This window comes from Streptomyces sp. ATexAB-D23 (assembly GCF_000373645.1).
Classification (GTDB): Bacteria; Actinomycetota; Actinomycetes; order Streptomycetales; family Streptomycetaceae; genus Streptomyces; species Streptomyces castrisilvae.
Genome location: NZ_KB892013.1, coordinates 41,826 through 61,464 on the forward strand (window position 1 = coordinate 41,826; position 19,639 = coordinate 61,464).

Below are 19,639 nucleotides of genomic sequence, written 5' to 3' on the forward strand. Positions count from 1 at the left end.
ACCGGACCGGCCCCGTCAGGAGACCCCATGGACACCGAGAGCCCTCTCGTCCCCTCCCGCAACTCCCGTCCCCCGCAGGCGCAGGCAGCGCTGGGGGTCGGTGTGATCGTGCAGGACGCACAGGGCCGGGTGCTGCTCGGCCGGCACCACAGCGGCACCTGGGAACTGCCCGGGGGCAAGGTCGATCCGCCCGAGTCCGTCGCGGCGGCGGCCGTGCGCGAACTGCGGGAGGAGACGGGGCTGACGGTCGCCGAGGACGGGGTGAGCGTCTTCGCGATGCTGCACGACGCGGTCGCCGGCATCAACCGCGTCACGATGGCCGCCCTGGTGCGCGTCGGCTCCGGCACCGCGCGGGTGACCGAGCCGCACCTCATCAGCACCTGGGAGTGGACCCCGCCCGACGCGCTGCCCACACCGCTGTTCGACCCCTCGGCCCAGATCCTCGCGACCTGGCGCCCGGACCTCGCCATCGGGCACCCGCCCGTGCACCGCCTCGCGCTCACGGCCGAAGACTCCCAGGTGAAGCCCTAAGCACATTAATGGTTTGCCTAGGGGGCATAGGCAGAGTTAGCTTCGTGGGTATGAAGGCCGTGACCGAGCAGGACATCCGCACATCGTTCGTGAATTGCTCCAAGGGGGAAGCCAAGCGCCTGCCGCTGCCCCGCGATTTCGCGGAGCTGCCGTGGGACGATCTCGACTTCCTGGGATGGCGCGATCTGTCCGCGCCGGGACGCAGCTACATCGTCACCGAGCACGCGGGCGAGCTGACCGGGATCTCGCTGCGCTTCCCCTCCCAGCAGCGCGGGTTCCTCCACCGGAGCATGTGCTCGCTCTGCCTGACCACGCACCCGGGCAGCGGGGTCTCGCTGATGACCGCCCGCAAGACCGGGCCCGCCGGGCGCGAGGGCAATTCGGTCGGCCTGTACATGTGCACCGACCTGGCCTGCTCGCTGTACGTACGCGGCAAGAAGGCCGTGGCCTCCGGCGGGCGCTTCAAGGAGACGCTGACCACACAGGAGCAGATCGCCCGTACGGTCGCCAACCTCTCCGCGTTCGTGACGAAGCTCTCCGGCTGAGCGCGGTCCGGGTGCGGCCGTGAGCGCCCCGGCCGACCGCCGGGGCGCTCACCCCTTCGTTACCGGGCGGCGAGGGCCGCGTAGTCCGGGGCCGCGTTCGGCCGGCCGGCGACGCCCCCGAGGACGGTGCCCTGGTTGACCAGCCGGACCGAGTCGGGGCCGACGCCGCTCTGCTCGGCGGTGACCGCGAGCGCGACGGTGTTCTCGCCGTCCGGCTCCAGGAAGCCGGACGGGATGACGAACTCCTGCTGCGGGCCCACGTTGTTGACGTACTGGCCGGTGTTCCAGCCGTTGACGAAGAGCTGGACGCGGTACTTGTCCGTCCGGCCGCCCGCGTCCTCGATCCGCAGCGCGAGCGCGGTGTCGGCGCCCTTCGGCAGGTCGAGCCGGGCCGTGGTGCGATACCACCGCACGCCGGGCCGGTCGCTCTTGAGCGAGCCGGTGCTCGCCCACGACGCGTCCGGCGCGCCCGGCAGATGCCAGCCCCGGCGCTCCCCGTACAGACCTCCGTTGTTGTAGAGCCCGCGCGCGGTGTCGGCGGGGTCGTCGCCGCCCTCGGCGCCCTGGACGCGCCATTCGGTCCTTCCGGCGCCGGCGATGTCCACGTCGGCCAGTCCGCGGCCGCTCTTGGACCGGCCGTCGGAACTCCAGTCCTCGTACTGGCCCATGTTCCGCACCAGCACCGCCAGCACGGCGGGCTTCCCCGGCTCGGTCAGGCCCTCGGGGACGGTGTAGGCGGCGCTGCCGTCGCCCTGGGCGCCGAGGTAGTGGCCGTCGAGCCAGACCAGGGCGTGGCCGGCGGTTCCGGTCTTCACCGTGACCTTCACCGTGCTGCCGGCCTCGGTGGGTGTGTAGTGGCCGCGGTACCAGGTGTCGCCCTCGTGGAAGCCGTACTCGTCCGTGTCGAGCACGACTCCGGCGGCCGCGCCGGGACCGTGCCGGGGGTTCGCGGCGGTGGTGCGGTCCGCCTTCGTCCACGCCGAGTCGTCGAAGTCAGCCGTGCGCTCGGGATCGGACGCGGAGGTGCGCCAGGTGTCCAGGGGCGGCACCGGGACCCCGGCCGGTCCGGGCAGCCGGGCGACGAGCGCCCCAGAGGCGTCACGCTCGGCGCGGACGGCCCGGTTGTTCCACGTCAGGGTCTTCACCCCGGCCGGTGCGAAGACCCGCAGCGTCCCGGCCTCGCGGGTGTCGCCGGTGAGGTCGAGCGCGGTCCCCTTCACCCGGGCGGTCCGGGCGAGTTCCGGGCCGAGGACCAGCACCTGGCCGCCGCCCGCGTCGAGCTGCCAGGTGCCGGCGACGCCTTCCCGGTCGCCGATCACGACGGTGAGGTCACGGCCGCCGCCGCCCGAGATGCGTACGGTGCGGCTGCCGCCGTGCTCGTAGTCGAGTCGCAGGTCCTTGCGTACCGGGTCCCAGACGCTCTCCACGGGTGCCCCGTCCACGGTGGTGACCTCCGGCTGCTTCGCGTAGCGCAGGACGGTCTCGCCGTCCGTGCCCCTCGCCCCGTCGAGTACGAGCAGATCGCGTCCGGCGTTCAGCTGGGTGAGGAGCTGGGAGGTGGAGTAGACGAGCCGGTGCGATCCGAAGGCGTAGTCCGCCACGAGGGTGGTGGCGTCCCGTCCGTCCACCGTGATCGCGGTGTCCGGTTTCTGCGGGACCCGCGCGTAGCCGCCGTCGCCGCTCAGGTCCAGGGGGAAGGTGACACGGCTGGTCGTGGTGTCGTTGGAGTCGGGGTGGCGCAGCGTGATGAGCCGCATGCCGTTGCCGGACACGGAGGTCTCGTCCGCCCGCTCGGTGGACCGGCGCTGCTGGGCGCTCACCGGGCCGCCGCCCGTGACGGTGAGGCCGGGCGCGGTGTCGGGCGCGGCGGAGGCGATCGGCTTCACGGCGCTCTGCAGGTAGCCGAACTCCTTCTGGACGGCGAGCTTCGGCGTGATCGCGCGGTTCTCGGAGATGGCCGCCCCGTAGTCGTACGAGGTGAAGCCGGAGCCGGGGTCGCCGGTCCAGCCCCAGTTGGTGCCGCCGTACTCCATGTAGGTGTTGGAGAGGGTGGCCCCGTTGGCGAGGTTGTTCACGGCGAACTGGCGGGTGAACGCCTCGTCCGTGAACTTCGCGCACTCATCGGACTGGAAGTCGCGGCCCCACGCGGTGAACGCCCCGCCCTGGCCCTCGGCGATGAAGACCGGGGTGCCGGGCGAGTAGCCGCGGACGCGGGACTCGTAGTCGGTGAGCCCGCCCCGGCCGCCGGCGCAGTCGAAGCCCAGCGGGTAGGTGTCGAAGGCGTAGAGGCCGAGCCTGGAACCTCCGGGGCCGCCGGGCACGTTCCAGCCGTGGCCGTTGCCGTAGTCGTTGTGGAACAGCGGGACGGTGATGCCCTGCTCGACGACCGCGCTCTGGAGTTTCTCGATGTAGTCGATGTGCTCCGCGGAGTTGTCGATCTGTTCGTTCTCGACCTGGTAGACAAGGACGCTGCCGCCGCCGTCGGTGATCTGGTGCCGGCCGATGATGCCGTTGACGGCCTTCAGCCACTCCAGGTCGGCCGCCAGGTTCTGCGGGTCGGCGGTGCGCTGCTCGCCGCCGTAGGTGCTCATGTACGGCGGCAGTCCGCCCATGCTCGCTTCGGCGTTGATGTACGGGCCGGGGCGGGCGATGACGTACAGGCCCTCCTCCTCGGCCATGGTCAGGAGCCGGTCGATGTCGCGGATGCCGCTGAAGTCGTAGGAGCCGGGCCGCTGCGAGTGGTAGCCCCAGAAGAAGTACAGCGAGACGGCGTTGAAGCCCGACGCCTTGAGCTTCTGCAGGACGTCGCGCCACTGGTCGGGGCTGGGCAGTCGCCAGTAGTGGAACTCTCCGGACCAGACGACCAGCCGCTCCCCGTCGATCTTGAGTGACTTCTCGTCCCAGGTGACGGTGTGGGGGCGGTGGTCGTTGCCCGGGAAGCGGTGGGTGGTGGCCTCGGCGGCGGCCGCCCGCCCGGCCTCGGGAGCCGGGTGGGCGGAGACCGGGGAGGGGGAGAACAGGGACAGCGCGAGTCCGGTGGCCAGGCCGCCGACGACCACGCGGCGCCGTAAGCGGCGCGGGCGTGTCCTCGGCGGGTGGGAGTGCTGTGTCATGGACGCCCTTTCGCTGGTGTGCTCGTGGTGCGGGTCCGTGGGCCGTGCGGCGGTACGGGTCAGCGGATGTCGGCGACCACCTGGGAGGCGACGAGCCGGGTACCGTCGGCGAGGTGGAAGTCCAGCGTGACCGGATGGGTGCCGGCCGCCGCGTCGGCCGCGGCGCTCACGGCGACCCGCTGGGCGTCGCCCCGGGTCCCGCGCACCTTCAGCGTGCCGTGGGACGGCCGTACGAGGACGCCGTCCGGTGCGGTGGCCGTCCAGTGCACGGTGTGGCCGGTGAAGTCGGCGTCCTGGGCCTCGACGTCGAGCCGGACCGCGTCGCCGCCCCGTTCCAGCACCAGGACCCCGGGGTCGGCGAACCCGGCGGCCGGGCCCGCGTAGCTGTCGACGACGTCCTGCCGGATCCTCGCGTCGTCGTAGGGGGCCTGGCCATCGGGCCCGTTCCAGCGCCACCACGCCTGCATGTTGGGCAGGCAGATCCCGTTGAACCGGTTGCGGTGCACGAGCGCGCGGTACTCCCGGCGGGCCGCGTCGAGTTCGGCGCCGTCCGCCGGGGCCAGGCCGATCCGCATGTCGGCCAGTGCCACCTCGGCGTTGCGGACCAGCCGGTCCAGGACCGTGCGGGGCGCCGCGCTTGTCACCTGCCCCGCCGCCTCCCGCAGCGCCGCTCGGGCCTGCCCGTACGCGGTGCTGAGCGCGCCGGCGGCGTGCGTGTCCGGGTCCAGACGCGTCAGGTCGTAGTAGCGGCGCATGGCGGGCACCGCCCGGTCCCCGAAGCGGGCGTGCAGGTACCCGTCCAGGAACTCCTCCGCGTCCAGGGAGCTGTCCCAGGCCAGCGCGGCGACCAGGCTCTGTACGTGCTCGTACGTGATCCAGTCGCCGGGCTCGCTGTACATGCCGATGCCGTCGAGCCCGAGCCCCGCCTCGAAGGCGGCGTCGCCCGCGATGGTGGCCAGCGGGTGCACGGGCAGGCTCCGCCAGCGGTAGCGCCGGTAGTACTCGTACATGGCGAGCGGGCCGCTGTGCGTGGTCCGCCAGGCGCGCAGCGCGTCCGCGAAAGGGACGTTGGCCCCGATGGCCGGGTCGCCGAGGTGGCCGTCGTAGTTCCGGGAGTAGGCGGCGAAGTCCACGATGACCTCGGGGTCGCTCGCGTACTCGGCGGCGGGCGGACGCACCGTGGAGGCGTACGCGATCCGTTCGACCCGGACCCCGGGCAGCTCCCGGCGCAGCACCTCGGCCAGTTCGTTGACCACCACCGACTCGGCGTTGGAGGCGGTGCCGTACCGGTCGAGGACGGGCTTCTGGAAGGCGCCGACGTCCGGGGGCCAGCAGTCGAACACCGTGATCTCCGGGCGCTCCCGGAGGAAGGCGACGACCTTGCCGACGTAGGCGTCGAGCGCCTCGGGGTTGTAGATGTCGAAGACCGGGCCGCCGGACTCGTAGAACTGCGGGTGGTCGGCCTTCGGCAGGAAGCTGTCGTAGCCGTGCCCGCCGGTCTCGATCCGCAGTCCCCGCTTGCCCGCCTCCCGGGCCAGTACGTCGCGCACCTTGTCGTACGCGGTGACGCCGAGGCCCAGGTAGTCGGTCGGGTAGACGAAGGTGTTGAGCCGGTTCTTGGCCATCCAGTCGAGCAGCGGCGGAAGGCTCGCGGCGGTGTGGCTGAACCCCTCCTCGGCGTACTGCCGCCGCAGCCCCGTGGCGGGCCGGTCGGTGTGGCGTACGGCCGGCAGGGCGAGGTCACGGGTGGCGGGTACGTGTTCGTGGTGGCCCTCGTACGCGGGGAAGGCGGGGGCGAAGAAGCGGACGCCGGCCAGCTCCAGGAGTGCGTACACCGCGTACAGCGGGGCCCGGTCGCCGAGACCGGTCAGCAGGAGGCAGGTGGCGTCGCCGAGCAGGGTGAAGGAGTCCTCGGGGGCGCCGGCGAGTTCGTGTCCGGCGTCGGCGAGGCGGCTCGCGGTGATCCGGCCGCCGCCGGTCCCGGTGTGCAGGGCCACCAGGCCGGTGACGCCCTCGGGTGCGGCGGCGGGGGCGGGGACGGCGCGCAGCGGGAGGCGGACGCCGGTGATCGCGCGGAGGTAGTCGCGCAGTTCGGCCGCGGCGAACCGGGCGCTGCCGCCGCCCCACCACAGGACCGAGGCGCGGGCCCGGCCGCCGGATGCCACCCGGAGCGGGCCGCCGGACGCTGCCGCCCCGGTGGCGGTGGTCCCGGCGACGAGGGCCGCTCCGGCGAGGCCGGCCGCTCCGACGAGGAAGCCGCGCCGTCTCACCCCTTCCGCCGGGCTGGTGGTGTCGGTGCGCGGCGAGTCGTTCATGAGCGGTCCGCCTTTCCGGCTGCGGCGTAGAGGTCGCCGAGGTAGTAGTCCTTGGCCTTGCCCGGGTCGGGCAGCTTGCCCATCCGGTTGAAGTTGGCGGCCAGTTCGTCGAACCAGCCGTCGACCGTGCCGTCCTGGGTGAGCTTCGTCAGCTCGGCGGAAGGCAGGATCCTGACGTACTTCGTGGAGCCCTTGAGCCCGCCGGCCGGCAGCTTCAGGAAGTCGGCGGTGACGGTCTCCGACTCCTCGGGGTGGGCCGCGATCCAGTCACCGGCCGACTTGAGGACGCCGGTCACCTTCTTCACGAGTCCGGGGTCGCCGGAGGCGAGCTTCGGCTGGGTGACGAAGACATTCGGGAAGGTCAGCTCGGGGTAGTAGTCCTCGGTCCTGCTGATCTCCTTGAGGTCGGGGACCTTCTTCTTCATCGTGTCGATCAGCGGGTACCAGGTGGCGGCCGCGTCCACCTGGCCGGAGGAGAACGCCGTGACGACGGTCGAGGCGTCCATGGCGACCTTGGTGATGTCGTCGGCCTTCAGCCCGGCCTTGCTGAGCGCCAGGTTGAGGATCATGTCGCCGGAGGTTCCCTCGGCGACGGCGACCTTCTTGCCCTTCAAGTCGGCGGGCTTCTCGATGCCGGAGCCGGGCCGGGCGATGACCCGGTCGGCGAGGCCCAGCATGTTGACGGAGACGATGGATGCCTTGCCGGAGGCGGGCAGCCACAGGGCGCCGGGGCCGAGGTAGCCGAAGTCCAGGTTGCCGGTGCCCAGGGCCTGGACCTGGAGCGGGCCGTTGGTGAAGACCTTCAGCTGGGGGTCGATGCCGGCCTTCTTCCACAGCCCCTGCTTCTGGGCGACGGCCAGGGCGACGGAGCCGCTGTAGTCGGCGATGTAGCCGAAGCTCACCTTCCTCGGGCCGCCGGCGGAGTCCGAGGAATCGTCCCCGCAGCCGGCGGCGGTGGAGACGAGGGCGAGGGCGAGGAGCAGGCCGGCCGCGCGGCGGCGGACGGTACGGATCGGCTTCATGACGCGATTCCTTCGAGCGGGGCGGGCTGGTGGTGCACGGCGTGCCACACCTGGGCGCGCAGGGCGGCGAACTCGGGCGACAGGCGCATCTCCTCGGTCCGCGGGTAGGGCAGCGTGACCGGGATGACGGTGTGGATGCGGCCGGGGCGGGCCGCCATGACGACGACGCGGTTCGCGAGGAAGACCGCCTCGTCCACGTCGTGGGTGATGAACATGACGGTGCGCCGGTCGCGGCCCCAGGTGTCCAGGAGCGATTCCTGCATCCGGACCCGGGTGAGGGAGTCGAGGGCGCCGAAGGGTTCGTCCATCAGGAGGACCTTGGGGTCCACGGCGTAGGCGCGGGCGATGGCGCAGCGCTGTTTCATGCCGCCGGAGAGGGTCTTGGGCAGCGAGTCGGCGAAGTCGGTGAGGCCGACGAGTTCGATGACCTCGCGGGCGCGGCGGCGGCGTTCCTCCTTCCTGACCCCGGCGACCTTCAGTCCGTACTCGACGTTGGCGGCGACGGTCATCCAGGGGAAGAGCGCGTACTGCTGGAAGATGACGCCCCGTTCGGGGGAGGGCCCGCCGACCGGGACGCCGTCGACCAGGACTTCGCCGCCCGTGGCGTCGAGGAGTCCGGCGGCGATGTTCATCAGGGTGCTCTTGCCGCAGCCGGAGGGGCCGACGACGGTGACGAATTCGCCGTCCTCGATGTCCAGGGCGACATGGTCCAGGGCGAGGAATCCGCCGTCCTTGACCGCGAAGTCCTTCGTGACGTCGAGGAAGTTGATGGTGGGCATGGGTTACCGCCGTTCCTGCCAGTGGGTGAGCCGGCGCTCGGTGAGGAGCAGCAGCCGGTCCATGGCGAGTCCGATCGCCCCGATGGCGATGAGCTGGACGAAGATGGTCGGCAGGTCGTAGTAGAGCTGCGCCTGCTGCATCCGGAAACCGAGGCCGCCCTGGGCGGCGATGAGTTCGGCGGCGACGACGGTCGCCCACGAGGCGCCGAGGCCGATCCGCATGCCGACCAGGATGAACGGGGTGGACGCGGGCACGACGACGCCGAGGAAGACCTGTGGGTCGCGGGCGCCGAGGACCCGGGCCGCGTTGACGAGGGTGACGTCGACGGCGACGACGCCCTGGAAGGTGGAGACGACGCAGGACAGGAACGAGGCCAGGAAGATCACGAAGATCTTGGGCGTCTCGTCGATGCCCATGAGCACGATGGCCAGCGGGATGATCGCGAGCGGCGGCACCATGCGGAAGAACTGCAGCCAGGGCTCGATCAGTCTGCGGACGACCGGGTACCAGCCCATGACGAATCCGACGGGTATCGCGAGGGCGACGCCGAGGACGTAGCCGATGAGGACGCGTTCGAGGCTGGCGCCCGCGTCCTCGAAGAGCGTGCCGTTCGCGATGAGTTCACCGGCGCGGCGGCCCACGGCGACGGGTCCGGGGAAGCCGTCGACGCCGCTGTTCGCGAGGACGGTCCAGGCGAGCAGCCCGAGTGCCGCGGAGGCGAGGCCGAGGAGTACGGAGGTGAGCCGGCCCGTGCCGCGTTTCCTCGTGGCCCTGCCTGGCGGGCGTCGGGCGGCCGACGGCTCGGTGACCGGCGGGCCGGGTGGTTTCGTCGGGTCCGGTGCGCGGGTCTTGTCCTGCACGCTCATGCCACTTCCTCCGCGACCCCGTCGACGTCGGCCGCCCGGCCGCCGCCGATGTCGGCCATGTAGCTCATCCAGGTGTAGGCGGGGTCGCCGCGGCGCAGCAGTTCGCGGTAGAGGCGGACGGTGAGGTCGCGCCTGACCTGGGCGTAGGCGGGCGCCTCGTACACGTTGCGCAGTTCGTGGGGGTCGGTCTCCAGGTCGTACAGCTCGTGCACGCTCTCCGGGTTGTGGACCAGCTTGTGGCGCCGGTCGCGGATCATGCGCTGGGAGTACGGGAAGTGGTGGCCGTGGAATTCGGTGACGACCTGGTCGCGGGCGTCGCCGGCCTTCTCGCCGTGCAGCAGCGGCAGCAGGCTGGTGCCGTCGCAGGGTTCGGGCACGGGCGCGCCGACCAGTTCGAGGATGGTCGGGTTGAGGTCGATGAGGGTGGCGAAGTCGTCGTTGACCTGGGCGGGGGCGCCGGGGACGCGGGCGATGCCGGGGATGTTGTAGATGTCCTCGTACATCGCGGGGCCCTTGTCGTTGAGCCGGTGGGCGCCGGTGAACTCGCCGTGGTCCGCGGTGAAGAAGACCGCCGTGTCGTCCCACAGGCCGTGGCCCTTGAGCGCCTCGACGAGTCGTCCGACCTGGTGGTCGATCATCGTGACGTAGCCCCAGTAGACGGCGATGAGCTTGCGCCAGGCGGCGGCGTCGAAGGCGTCGGACGACCAGTAGGCGCTGTACTGGCGCTGCACCTCGGGCTTGCCCGCGAAGGTCTCGGCCATGGACGCGGGCAGGGGCACGTCGTCGGGGTCGTAGAGGTCGTAGTAGTGGTCGGGGATCAGGTAGGGCAGGTGCGGGCCGTACCAGTGGCAGGAGAGCATGAACGGCTTGCCGGTCGCCTTCCAGTCGGCGGCGTAGCGGTCCAGCAGGCCGAGTGTGCGGTCGGTGAGGAACGCCTCGATGGTGGCTTCGGCGGGCTGCTGGAGCCGTCCGGCGATGAGGTGGCCGCGTCCGGTGCCGTTGGCGGCGGTCCCGAAGACGGGTTCGCGTACCGCGAAGGGCGGGAAGCCGTTGTCGTCGAGCCACTTCTCGTACGAGGGGTGGTGTACGGGGTTGAGCGCGCCGGGCAGGTGCTCGCCGTCCAGGCCGTAGAACTCGGGGCCGCGCTCGCGGCCGATGTGCCATTTGCCGACGTGGCCGACCGCGTAGCCCCGGTCCGTCAGCTGGCGCCAGAGCATGGGGCTGTCGTCGGACAGCTCGTCCTTGCTGCCGCCGTTGCGCTCGGGGTTGTTGAGCATGCCGTGGCGGAACGGGTGCAGGCCGGTGGCCAGGGAGGCGCGGGCCGGGGTGCAGATGGCGGTCGGGGTGTAGAAGCGGTCGAAACGGGTCCCTTCGGCCGCCAGGGCGTCCAGGGCGGGGGTGTCGACGAGCGGGTTGCCGTAACACCCCAGGGTGTCGGTCCGGTGCTGGTCGGTCATCAGGAACAGGATGTTGCGCGGAGCCACTCGGGCCGCCCTTTCGGTGGTCGCTCATGGTGGTGGCGGGGGCCGGCCGGGGCGTGTTGCGGGGGTGCTCGACGCAGGCCGGCTCCGGCGATTGACGGGAACTGTAGGGAGGACCAGTTTTTTACGTCAACCCTCGGGAATAAACATTGTGTGAATTCGTCCGGTGCGTTGACAGAAACCCCTCGACCGATCGACCATGCCTCCATGACCGAACGCACCGATGCCCTCCAGCGCCTGCGCAGAGCCAATGAAGCCGCCGTACTGGGCGAGTTGCGCAGGTCCGGAGCGCTGAGCCGGGGCGAGCTGAAGGACCGGGTCGGTCTGTCCCGTACGACCCTGTTCGCGATCGTGTCCGACCTGCTGGAACGCAACGCGGTGGTCGAGCAGCCGGCCCCCGACGCCGGGCAGCCCAGGGGCCGCGGCCGCCCGGCCCTGGAGATCTCGCTCAACTCGCGGGGCGCCGAACTGATCGGCATCGACCTCCAGCGCCACCACATCCACGTGGTCGTCGCCAACTGCGCCCACGAGATCGTCGGCCGCTACGGCGCACCCGTCCCGGCCGACAGCCAGGCCGCGGAGCGGGCCGCGCAGGCGATCCGTGCCGTGGAGGAGCTGGTGCGGAGCGAGAACATCAGCCTGGCCCCGGTGCAGGGCATCGGCCTGGGCCTGCCCGGCTTCGTGCAGAATCCGGCCTCCGCCGACCGGCACACGATGACCCCGTTCGCCGGGCACGTCGCCGCCGAACTCGGCCGGCACTTCGGCGCCCCGGTGCTCACCGACAACAACTCCCGGCTGGCCGCGCTCGCCGAGGTCACCTGGGGCGCCGCGCGCGGCTTCGACAACGCCGTGTACCTGCGCTGGTCCCAGGGTGTCGGTGGCGGACTCGTCGTCAACGGCTCGCTGGTGCACGGCGCCCACGGCGCGGCCGGCGAGATCGGGCACACCAGCTGCGACCCGGAGGGCAAGCCCTGTCACTGCGGCGGCCGGGGCTGCCTGGAGGGCCTCATCTCCGTCCCGGCCCTGCTCGCCGCCTGCGCCGACCGCGGGGTGGACGCGAGGGACGCCGAGGAGCTGATCGGCCTCGCCGCCGCCGGCCGGCCGGAGGTGTCCGACGTGCTCCGCGGCGCGGCCGTCACCGCCGGGCGGGTGCTGGCCGCGCTCGCCGCCCAGGTCGATCCGGAGTGCGTCGTCGTCTACGGCGAGCCGGCGGCCCTGGACGACCTCGTCCTCACCCCGATCCGGGAGCAGATCGCCGCGCTCTCCCTGCCGTCCGCGCCCCGCTCCATCGAGGTCCGCGGCTCCACCCTCGGCGGCGACGCGGCCGCGCTCGGCGGCGTGGCGCTGCTGCTGCGCACCACGGGCCAGGACCTGGCGGAACTGCTCGACCGCCCGGCCCCGGCGGGCGGCCACGGCGAGGGGGCTGCCCGATGAGCGCCTGCTGCGGGCCGGGCCGTGGGAGCGCCGCCCCCGCAGCGGTCGTCGAAAGCACCACTCCCCCGGCCGACTTCGCCGTGCCGGCCCGCAGCACCGCCGACCTCCTGCGGGGCACGGTCGCCGTTCCCGGGGGGCCGTTCCTGATGGGCGGCGCCGACGAGGACGCGTTCCCCGCCGACGGGGAGGGCCCGGTCCGCGAGGTGGTCCTCGCCCCGTTCCGGATCGACGCGGCCTGCGTGACCAACGCCGCCTTCGCCCGCTTCGTCAAGGCCACCGGCTACCGCACCGAGGCCGAACTCATCGGCTGGTCCTACGTCTTCGGCCCCTTCGTCCCCCCGGGGGCACGCCACGCCGTGCTTCCCGGGACCGTGCCCGGCGCGCCCTGGTGGAACGCGGTGGCCGGGGCGAGCTGGCGGGCGCCCGAGGGGCCCGGCACCTCGATCGGGGACCGCCGGGACCACCCGGTGGTCCATGTGTCGTGGCACGACGCCTCGGCCTACGCCCGCTGGGCCGGCAAGCGGCTGCCCACCGAGGCCGAGTGGGAGAAGGCGGCCCGCGGCGGACTCGCCCGCGCCCGCTTCCCCTGGGGCGACGAGCTCACCCCGAAGGGCCGGCACCGCTGCAACATCTGGCAGGGCGACTTCCCGGTCCGCAACACCCGGGAGGACGGCTACGCGGGCACCGCCCCCGTCAAGGCCTACGCCCCCAACGGCTACGGGCTCCACAACGTCGCGGGCAACGTGTGGGAGTGGTGCGCCGACCGGTTCAGCGCCGACTGGCACGTCCCGGACCGGCCGGAGACCCGCGTCGACCCCGTCGGACCGCCGGACGGCACGGGCCGGGTGCTGCGCGGCGGCTCGCACCTGTGCCACCGCTCGTACTGCAACCGCTACCGGGTCGCCGCCCGTACCTCCAACACCCCCGACAGCACCACGGGGCACGGCGGGTTCCGCTGCGCGGTGTCGGTGGACGCCTGAGACCGGGCTCCCCGGCGTCGTTCCCTGGCGCCGGGCCCTCGGTCCGGGGACACACAGCCGTCACGGGACTGTCACGGAAAGACCGGAATGTGCGGTCAACTCCTCGCGTTCCCACCTGTCATGACTGTGGGAGTAGCGCTCAGCGCAACCGAATCCGCCAACCAGATCGACGCCACCGTGCACCTCGCCCAGGAGGCCGCCGCCGCAGGGCTGCGGTCCGCCTGGTTCGGCCAGACCTTCGGCGCCGATTCCCCCCAGCTCGCGGCGATCGTCGGCCGTGAGGTGCCCGAGCTACAGGTGGGCACGTCCGCGATCCCCGTCTTCGGACGCCACCCGCTGATCGTCTCCAGCCAGGCCCAGACGGCACAGGCGGCCACGCACGGCCGCTATCACCTCGGACTCGCCCTCGGCACGAAACCGCTGACGGAGTCGGGCTTCGGCATCCCCTACGAGCGGCCCATCGCCCGCCTGCGCGAGTTCCTCACCGCCCTGCGGCAGCTCACGGAGACCGGCAGCGCCGACTTCCGGGGCGAACTCGTCACCGCGGTCACCCCGCTCCCCGCCCGCGTGCCCGGGGCGGAGGGCGGCGTACCCCTCCTCGTGGCAGCCATGGGTCCGCAGGCGCTCCGGGTCAGCGGGGAACTGGCGGACGGGATCCTGCCCTACCTCGCGGGCCCCCGGGTCCTGGCCGAGCACATCGTCCCGGCGGTCACCGCCGCCGCCGAGGCCGCGGGCCGCCCGGCACCCCGGATCGTGGCCCTGGTGCACGGCGTCGTCACCGGCGACCCCGAATCCGCGCGCAGGGCGGCCACCGAACAGCTCGCGTTCTACGAACAGTTCCCGTCGTACGCGCGGGTCATCGAACTCGCGGGCGCCACCCGGGCCGGCGACGTGTCCGTGATCGGCGACGAGAAGGCGGTCGCCGCCGAGGTGCGGCGCTACCGGGACGCCGGAGCGACGGAGGTGGTGTTCGCGGGGACGGACCTCGCCGGGGAAGCCGACCGGCGCCGCACGTGGGAACTGCTGGGGGATCTGGCGGGCTGAGGGACCGGCCGGGCGAGGGGCGGGCGGGCAGGCGCGGAGGGCGGGTCACGGCGCGTTCCGCGCCTCCGTCGCGCCCGGAGTATTGACGGCTGATGATACGGGTCAATACTTTCAGTATCTTCGACTCACAGGGCGTTCCCCGTGAGGCAGGGACCAGTCGGCACCACCACGGCCCGGGTCCGGCGCGCTCCCTCGCGCGGGCCCGGCCGTTCACCCCTCGTGTTCCGCGTCAGGAGACCCGATGACCGACACCACCCCACGCACGGCGACCTTCACCACACGCTCCCCCGCGACCGGCGAGCGGATCGCCGAACACCCGGTGGACGGGCCGCAGGAGATCGCCCGCGCCCTGACCCGGGCCCGGACGGTCCAGGCGGGCTGGGCGGCGCTGCCTGCCTCGCGGCGTCGTGACCATCTGCTGCGCTGGAAGAAGGCCCTCGCCACCGATCTGGACACGGTGGCGAGGACCATCGCCGAGGAGACCGGCAAGCCGGCCGGCGACGCCGCGCTGGAGGTCGTACTCACGCTGGAACACCTGGCATGGGCCGCCCGCAACGCGGAACGCGTACTGCGGCGGCGGAAGGTGGGCACCGGACTGTTCACCGTCCACCAGCGGGCCTCGCTGGTGCACCGGCCGCTCGGCGTGATCGGCGTGATCGGCCCCTGGAACTACCCCCTGTACACGCCGATGGGCTCCATCGGTTACGCCCTGGCGGCGGGCAACGCCGTGGTCTTCAAACCGTCCGAACTGACCCCGGCCACCGGCCTCCTGCTGAGCGGGCTCTTCGACGCCGCCGTGCCCGAGTACGCTGGGCTGCTCACCACGGTCACCGGGCCCGCGTCCACCGGGGACGCGCTCGCCAGGTCCGGGGTCGACAAGCTCGCGTTCACCGGTTCGCCGGGGACGGCCCGCAAGGTGATGGCGGTGTGCGCCGGGACGCTGACGCCGTTCCTCGCCGAATGCGGCGGGAAGGACGCGGTGATCGTGACCGCGGACGCCGACCTGGATGCGGCGGCGGACGCCATCGTCTGGGGCGCGCTGAGCAACGCGGGCCAGACCTGCGCGGGCGTGGAACGCGTCTACGCGGTGCGCGAGATCCACACGGCCCTGTGCGAACGCGTGGTCGAGCGGGCGCAGAAGCTGCGGCCCGGTGCCGGGACGGACGCCGCGTACGGCCCGATGACGCTGCCGGGCCAGGTGGCGATCGTGGAGGGCCAGGTGACCGGGGCGGTCTCGGCGGGCGCGCGGGCCCTTCTGGGCGGGCCCGGTTCGGTGCGCGCCCCGTACGTCGCGCCGGTCGTGCTGACGGGGGTGCCGGAGGACGCGGCGGCGATGACGGAGGAGACCTTCGGGCCGGTCGTGGCGATCAACGCGGTGGCGGACGTGGACGAGGCGGTGGAACGGGCCAACGCCTCCCGTTACGCGCTCGGGGCAGCGGTGTTCTGCCGCGGCGGACGCGCCGGTGCGGCCATCGCGGCGCGGCTGCGGGCGGGGGCGGTTTCGGTGAACTCGGTGCTGGGCTTCGCGGCGGTTCCGGCGCTGCCGTTCGGCGGCTCGCGGGACTCCGGGTTCGGGCGGATCCACGGTGCGGAGGGGCTGCGCGCGTTCACCTCCGTGCAGTCGATGACGGTGCAGCGGTTCGCTCCGCCGATCGCGCTGACCTCCTTCGACGTGCCGGCCGCGACACGGGAGCGCGCGATCCGGATGGCGCGGGCGCTGCACCGGCGCCGCTGAACGGCCGGAGCGGGCCGGCCGGGGGGCGGCCGGTCCGTCAGGCGTCCAGGAGCGGGGCCAGGTAGCGGCGGGCGAACTCCCTGGCCTGCTCCTCGTCCTCCATCTCAATGCAGCTGGCGGGGTTGAGCAGGAAGGACACGGCCACCCGCACCATGAGCTCGGCGACCGGGCGCGGGTCCTCGTCGGGGCGGCCCTCGGCCTGCTGGGCGCGGCGCAGATGGCCCGTCAGGTAGGCGACGGTGGCGGAGAGCGTGGAGCCGCCCCGTACGGTCATGTACGGGAGCACCACCTCGGGCTCCAGCCGCAGCAGCCCGCCGAAGAGCGGGTGGGCACGGGTGTGGCGGAGGGCGACCACGAAGCCCTCGACGACCCGCTCCTCCATGGTGGGCAGCGCGGCCACCGCGGCGTCCAGCCGCTGGAAGAACCGGCCGTGTTCACGCAGCAGGGTGGCCATGACCAGGTTGTCCTTGGTCTGGAAGCGCCGGAAGACGGTGACCCGGGAGACTCCGGCCCGCTTGGCGACGTCGTCCACGGAGGAGCGGCGCAGGCCCAGCAGGGTGAACTGCTCCAGCGCGGCGTCGAGAATCCGCCGCGCCGTCGGGTCCTGCGTCTGCGACTCGGCGATGGCCCGGGTGAGCGCCGCGTCGTTCGTGTCAGTTCTCATACCGCTCACGATACCGGCGAACCCCTCCCGATGAGCCGATGAAACGATTAGCATCACTCAGTAACACGCTTCTGATCCAGGAGGACCTGATGGGCAGTCGCCTCACCGAGGAACAGGCCGGTTTCGTCGCGGCCATCCGCGATTTCGCCAAGCGGGAGTGCGGCACCCGGGAGCAGCGCGACGCGCTGACCTCCGGCGGCCGTGAGGCCCACAACCCCGGGCTGTACGGGCGGCTCGCCGAGTTGGGCTGGCTGGGGGTCTGCCTGCCCGAGGCGTACGGGGGCGCCGGCGGCGGGCTGGCCGACGCGTGCCTCTTCCTGGAGGAGACCTCGTACGGGATGGTCCCGGCGGGCGGCTTCATCACCACCGTCATCGCCGCGAAGGCGTACGAGAAGTTCGGCACCGGGGAACAGCGGCGGAAGGTGCTGTCCGGGGTCGTGCGCGGTGAGGTGCTGTCCATCGCCATGTCGGAGCCCGGGGCCGGGTCGGACGTCGGCGCGCTGCGCTGCCGGGCCCGGCGGGAGGCGGACGGCACGTGGGTGGTGGACGGCCAGAAGACCTGGATCTCCAACGCGCACTGCGCCGAGCACATCCTGCTGGTGGCCCGGACCGGCGAGGACAAGCACGGCGGCCTGACCATGTTCCATCTGCCCGCCCGCACCCCCGGCGTGGAGATCCGGCGCATCGACACCATGGGTGGCCGTGAGGTCAACGACGTCTTCCTCAGCGGTGTGCGCCTGCCGGCGGACGCGGTCGTCGGGCAGGTGGACAACGGCTGGCGGCAGCTGATGGCCGGGCTGAACCACGAGCGGCTGTTCCTCGCGTCGAACATGCTGGGTCTGGCGCGCCGCGCCTTCGACGACACGGTCGGCTATGTGCGCGAGCGGGAGCAGTTCGGCCGGCCCGTCGGCTCCTTCCAGGCGCTGCGGCACCGGATCGCCGACCTCGCCACCGAGATCGAGTGTGCCCGGCTGCTGGTGCGGGAAGTGGCTCTGGACTGCGACGCGCGGCCCGACAAGCTGTTTCCGCGCGAGGCGTCGATGGCCAAGCTGAAGGCGACCGAGACCGCCAAGAGGGCCACCCTGGAGGGCATGCAGATGATGGGCGGCTACGGCTACACCACGGAGTTCGACATGGAACGCCATCTGCGGGCCGCGGTGGTCTCCACGGTCTACGGTGGGACCAGCGAGATCCAGCGGGACGTCATCGGCAAGTCCTACGGGCTCTGAGCCGGCCGGGGGCGCGGCGGGGAAGCCACCCGCCGCGCCCCTGGTCTCCCGGGTCAGTCCTGGTAGAGCCCCGACAGCGAGTCGGCGTACCTGTCCCGGATGATCCGGCGCCGCATCTTGAGCGACGGCGTCAGCTCGCCGGTCTCCGGACCCCATTCCTCGGCCAGCAGCTCGTACCGCTTGACCTGCTCGCTGCGGTTGAGCCGGGCGTTGGCTGCGGCGACGGCCCGGTCCGTCTCCGCCAGGACGGCCGGGTGCCGGACGAGCCCGGCCGGTCCGCCGTCCACGGGGACGCCGTTGGCCTCGGCCCAGGCGGGGGCGGCCTCGGCGTCGAGGACCAGCAGGGCGACGAGGTAGGACCGGTTGTCGCCGTGCACCATGGCCTGGCCGATCAGCGGGTGTTCCTTGAGCGCGTTCTCGACCAGGGCCGGTGAGACGTTCTTGCCGGTGGAGGTGATGATCATCTCCTTCTTGCGGTCGGTGAGCCAGAGGTAGCCGTCCTCGTCCATCCGCCCGATGTCGCCGGTGGCCAGCCAGCCGTCGTCGTCCGTGGCGGGCAGCACCGAACCGTCCGGCCGGAGGTAGCCGGAGCAGACCGAGGCGCCCCGCACCAGGATCTCCCCGTCCTCGGCGACCCGGACCTCCACGGACTCCACCGGGCGCCCCACCGAGCCGAGCCGGAACCCGGCCCGGGGGCTGTTGCTGGTGGCGACCCCCGTCGTCTCGGTCAGCCCCCAGGCATCCATGATGACGATGCCGAAACCGGCCCAGAACCGCACCACGTCGAGCGGCATCGGCGCCGACGCGCTCGCCGCCCAGGTCACCCGGTCCAGGCCGCCCGCGGCCAGCATCGGCAGCAGCACGTCCTCGCGCACCCGGGCGTAGCGCTCCTCCAGTGCGGCGGGCGGTGTCTCGCCGCGCTCCCGGTAACCGACGTGCTCGCGCCCGACCTCGAACGCCTCGTCGATGACCTTCCGCTGCTCCGCCGGCATCAGCGCGAGGATGCCGCGCACGGTGGCGGACAGCTTCTCCCAGATCCTCGGCACCCCGAAGAACTGCGCGGGGCGCACCTTCCGCACCACTGCGGCCACGCCGGCCGGGTCGGCGCAGAGGTGGACGTGCGAGGCCCGGTGGCAGGGCAGGTAGATGCCGAGCATCCGTTCGGCGATGTGGGCGAACGGCAGGTAGCAGATGTGCTCGACGTGCGGCGGCAGCTCCACCACGGCGTCCAGCGCGAGCGCGTTGGACAGCACCTGGCGGTGGGTCAGGACGACGCCTTTGGGGTCGCCGCTGGTGCCGGAGGTGTAGACGACGGTCAGCGGGTCCTCGGGGCGCGCCGTGTCGAGTTCCCCGGCGAACCCGTCCGGCGCCGGCTCCCGGAGCAGGGCGGCGTAGGGGAAGCGCCCGCCCTCCGCGCCCGGCTCGGCCACCACCAGGGTCTCCAGCGGCGTTTCGCCGTCGCTCAGCAGCGGCTCCCACACCGCCGCCTGGGCGGCCCCGTCCACCACGGCGAGGCGGGCCCGGCAGTTGCGGGCGATGTGGGTGATCTGCTCGGGGGCCGCGGTGCCGTAGACGCTGACCGGCACCGCGCCGAGCCGGACGAGGGCCAGGTCGGACAGCCAGTGTTCGGGCCGGTTGGGCATCATCAGCAGGACGCGGTCGCCGCGGCCGACCCCGAGGGCCCGGTAGCCGGCGGCGAGGTGACGGGTGTGCTCATCGACCTCGGCCCAGTCGTACGTGGACCAGCCGCCGGTGTCCGCCGACTGCCAGGAGAGCGCGGGCAGATGCGGGTACGTACGGGCGTTGCGGGCCAGCAGCTGGGGCAGCGTGCGGTCGGCCGGGGCTTCGGGCAGGCCGCCCGTGGTGCGGGGTGCCGGTGTCATCGGGGCCTCCTTGCGGG

At 72.7% G+C, this 19,639-nt stretch carries 15 protein-coding genes; 7 read left to right on the plus strand and 8 right to left on the minus strand.

The window, feature by feature from the left end:
• The first annotated feature begins 27 nt into the window (after positions 1–27).
• The gene (locus B082_RS0113305) at positions 28–531 is read left to right on the plus strand and encodes a nucleotide triphosphate diphosphatase NUDT15 (protein ID WP_018552293.1); all 504 of its coding nucleotides are present in this window, start codon (positions 28–30) and stop codon (positions 529–531) included.
• Positions 532–581: 50 nt separating this feature from the next.
• The gene (locus B082_RS0113310; protein WP_018552294.1) at positions 582–1,076 is read left to right on the plus strand and encodes an FBP domain-containing protein; all 495 of its coding nucleotides are present in this window, start codon (positions 582–584) and stop codon (positions 1,074–1,076) included.
• Between the two features lie 59 nt (positions 1,077–1,135).
• On the opposite strand, the gene B082_RS0113315 is transcribed toward B082_RS0113310, so the two are convergent.
• The 6 genes from B082_RS0113315 to B082_RS0113340 are packed head-to-tail and all read right to left on the minus strand — an operon-like array spanning position 1,136 to position 10,656.
• Entirely contained in the window at positions 1,136–4,189 is a 3,054-nt protein-coding gene (locus tag B082_RS0113315; protein WP_078622567.1) for a beta-galactosidase, read from the minus strand.
• 59 nt (positions 4,190–4,248) lie between these two features.
• Complete coding sequence (locus tag B082_RS0113320) at positions 4,249–6,504, minus strand: DUF4838 domain-containing protein (RefSeq protein ID WP_018552296.1); 2,256 nt, start codon at positions 6,502–6,504, stop codon at positions 4,249–4,251.
• Entirely contained in the window at positions 6,501–7,526 is a 1,026-nt protein-coding gene (locus B082_RS0113325) for an aliphatic sulfonate ABC transporter substrate-binding protein (RefSeq protein WP_018552297.1), read from the minus strand. Before B082_RS0113325 ends, B082_RS0113320 begins: the two co-directional genes overlap by 4 nt.
• On the minus strand, positions 7,523–8,305 hold the full coding sequence (locus B082_RS0113330; protein WP_018552298.1) for an ABC transporter ATP-binding protein: 783 nt from the start codon (positions 8,303–8,305) through the stop codon (positions 7,523–7,525). The genes B082_RS0113325 and B082_RS0113330 overlap by 4 nt, the downstream gene beginning before the upstream one ends.
• A 3-nt stretch (positions 8,306–8,308) precedes the next feature.
• A complete protein-coding gene (locus tag B082_RS0113335) occupies positions 8,309–9,172 on the minus strand; it encodes an ABC transporter permease (protein WP_018552299.1) in 864 nt (287 codons plus the stop codon).
• Complete coding sequence (locus B082_RS0113340) at positions 9,169–10,656, minus strand: sulfatase-like hydrolase/transferase (RefSeq protein WP_018552300.1); 1,488 nt, start codon at positions 10,654–10,656, stop codon at positions 9,169–9,171. The genes B082_RS0113335 and B082_RS0113340 overlap by 4 nt, the downstream gene beginning before the upstream one ends.
• Before the next feature lie 204 nt (positions 10,657–10,860).
• On the opposite strand from B082_RS0113340, the gene B082_RS0113345 reads away from it, so the two are divergent.
• From B082_RS0113345 to B082_RS0113360, 4 genes are all read left to right on the plus strand, one after another.
• Entirely contained in the window at positions 10,861–12,087 is a 1,227-nt protein-coding gene (locus tag B082_RS0113345; protein WP_018552301.1) for an ROK family transcriptional regulator, read from the plus strand.
• The gene (locus B082_RS0113350; protein WP_018552302.1) at positions 12,084–13,067 is read left to right on the plus strand and encodes a formylglycine-generating enzyme family protein; all 984 of its coding nucleotides are present in this window, start codon (positions 12,084–12,086) and stop codon (positions 13,065–13,067) included. Before B082_RS0113345 ends, B082_RS0113350 begins: the two co-directional genes overlap by 4 nt.
• A 120-nt stretch (positions 13,068–13,187) precedes the next feature.
• The gene (locus B082_RS0113355) at positions 13,188–14,111 is read left to right on the plus strand and encodes an LLM class F420-dependent oxidoreductase (RefSeq protein WP_018552303.1); all 924 of its coding nucleotides are present in this window, start codon (positions 13,188–13,190) and stop codon (positions 14,109–14,111) included.
• Between the two features lie 241 nt (positions 14,112–14,352).
• On the plus strand, positions 14,353–15,846 hold the full coding sequence (locus B082_RS0113360; protein ID WP_018552304.1) for an aldehyde dehydrogenase family protein: 1,494 nt from the start codon (positions 14,353–14,355) through the stop codon (positions 15,844–15,846).
• Between the two features lie 37 nt (positions 15,847–15,883).
• Here B082_RS0113360 and B082_RS0113365 read toward each other — a convergent pair whose 3' ends face one another.
• Positions 15,884–16,510 (minus strand): TetR/AcrR family transcriptional regulator, encoded by a 627-nt coding sequence (locus tag B082_RS0113365; protein ID WP_018552305.1) that lies wholly within the window; start codon positions 16,508–16,510, stop codon positions 15,884–15,886.
• Positions 16,511–16,599: 89 nt separating this feature from the next.
• On the opposite strand from B082_RS0113365, the gene B082_RS0113370 reads away from it, so the two are divergent.
• Positions 16,600–17,739, plus strand: coding sequence for an acyl-CoA dehydrogenase family protein (locus B082_RS0113370; RefSeq protein ID WP_018552306.1), 1,140 nt, complete (start codon positions 16,600–16,602; stop codon positions 17,737–17,739).
• 53 nt (positions 17,740–17,792) lie between these two features.
• Here the strand turns inward: B082_RS0113370 and B082_RS0113375 are convergent, their stop codons facing one another.
• The gene (locus B082_RS0113375) at positions 17,793–19,622 is read right to left on the minus strand and encodes an AMP-dependent synthetase/ligase (RefSeq protein ID WP_026249750.1); all 1,830 of its coding nucleotides are present in this window, start codon (positions 19,620–19,622) and stop codon (positions 17,793–17,795) included.
• Between the last annotated feature and the right edge of the window lie 17 nt (positions 19,623–19,639).

What these genes read in the sequence shown, in the direction of transcription:
- B082_RS0113345 (WP_018552301.1), top strand. Translation starts at nt 10,861, where the DNA reads ATGACCGAACGCACCGATGCCCTCCAGCGCCTGCGCAGAGCCAATGAA.
- B082_RS0113305 (WP_018552293.1), top strand. Translation starts at nt 28, where the DNA reads ATGGACACCGAGAGCCCTCTCGTCCCCTCCCGCAACTCCCGTCCCCCG.
- B082_RS0113320 (WP_018552296.1), bottom strand. Translation starts at nt 6,504, where the DNA reads ATGAACGACTCGCCGCGCACCGACACCACCAGCCCGGCGGAAGGGGTG.
- B082_RS0113360 (WP_018552304.1), top strand. Translation starts at nt 14,353, where the DNA reads ATGACCGACACCACCCCACGCACGGCGACCTTCACCACACGCTCCCCC.
- B082_RS0113310 (WP_018552294.1), top strand. Translation starts at nt 582, where the DNA reads ATGAAGGCCGTGACCGAGCAGGACATCCGCACATCGTTCGTGAATTGC.
- B082_RS0113325 (WP_018552297.1), bottom strand. Translation starts at nt 7,526, where the DNA reads ATGAAGCCGATCCGTACCGTCCGCCGCCGCGCGGCCGGCCTGCTCCTC.
- B082_RS0113315 (WP_078622567.1), bottom strand. Translation starts at nt 4,189, where the DNA reads ATGACACAGCACTCCCACCCGCCGAGGACACGCCCGCGCCGCTTACGG.
- B082_RS0113350 (WP_018552302.1), top strand. Translation starts at nt 12,084, where the DNA reads ATGAGCGCCTGCTGCGGGCCGGGCCGTGGGAGCGCCGCCCCCGCAGCG.
- B082_RS0113335 (WP_018552299.1), bottom strand. Translation starts at nt 9,172, where the DNA reads ATGAGCGTGCAGGACAAGACCCGCGCACCGGACCCGACGAAACCACCC.
- B082_RS0113330 (WP_018552298.1), bottom strand. Translation starts at nt 8,305, where the DNA reads ATGCCCACCATCAACTTCCTCGACGTCACGAAGGACTTCGCGGTCAAG.
- B082_RS0113355 (WP_018552303.1), top strand. Translation starts at nt 13,188, where the DNA reads ATGACTGTGGGAGTAGCGCTCAGCGCAACCGAATCCGCCAACCAGATC.
- B082_RS0113365 (WP_018552305.1), bottom strand. Translation starts at nt 16,510, where the DNA reads ATGAGAACTGACACGAACGACGCGGCGCTCACCCGGGCCATCGCCGAG.
- B082_RS0113375 (WP_026249750.1), bottom strand. Translation starts at nt 19,622, where the DNA reads ATGACACCGGCACCCCGCACCACGGGCGGCCTGCCCGAAGCCCCGGCC.
- B082_RS0113370 (WP_018552306.1), top strand. Translation starts at nt 16,600, where the DNA reads ATGGGCAGTCGCCTCACCGAGGAACAGGCCGGTTTCGTCGCGGCCATC.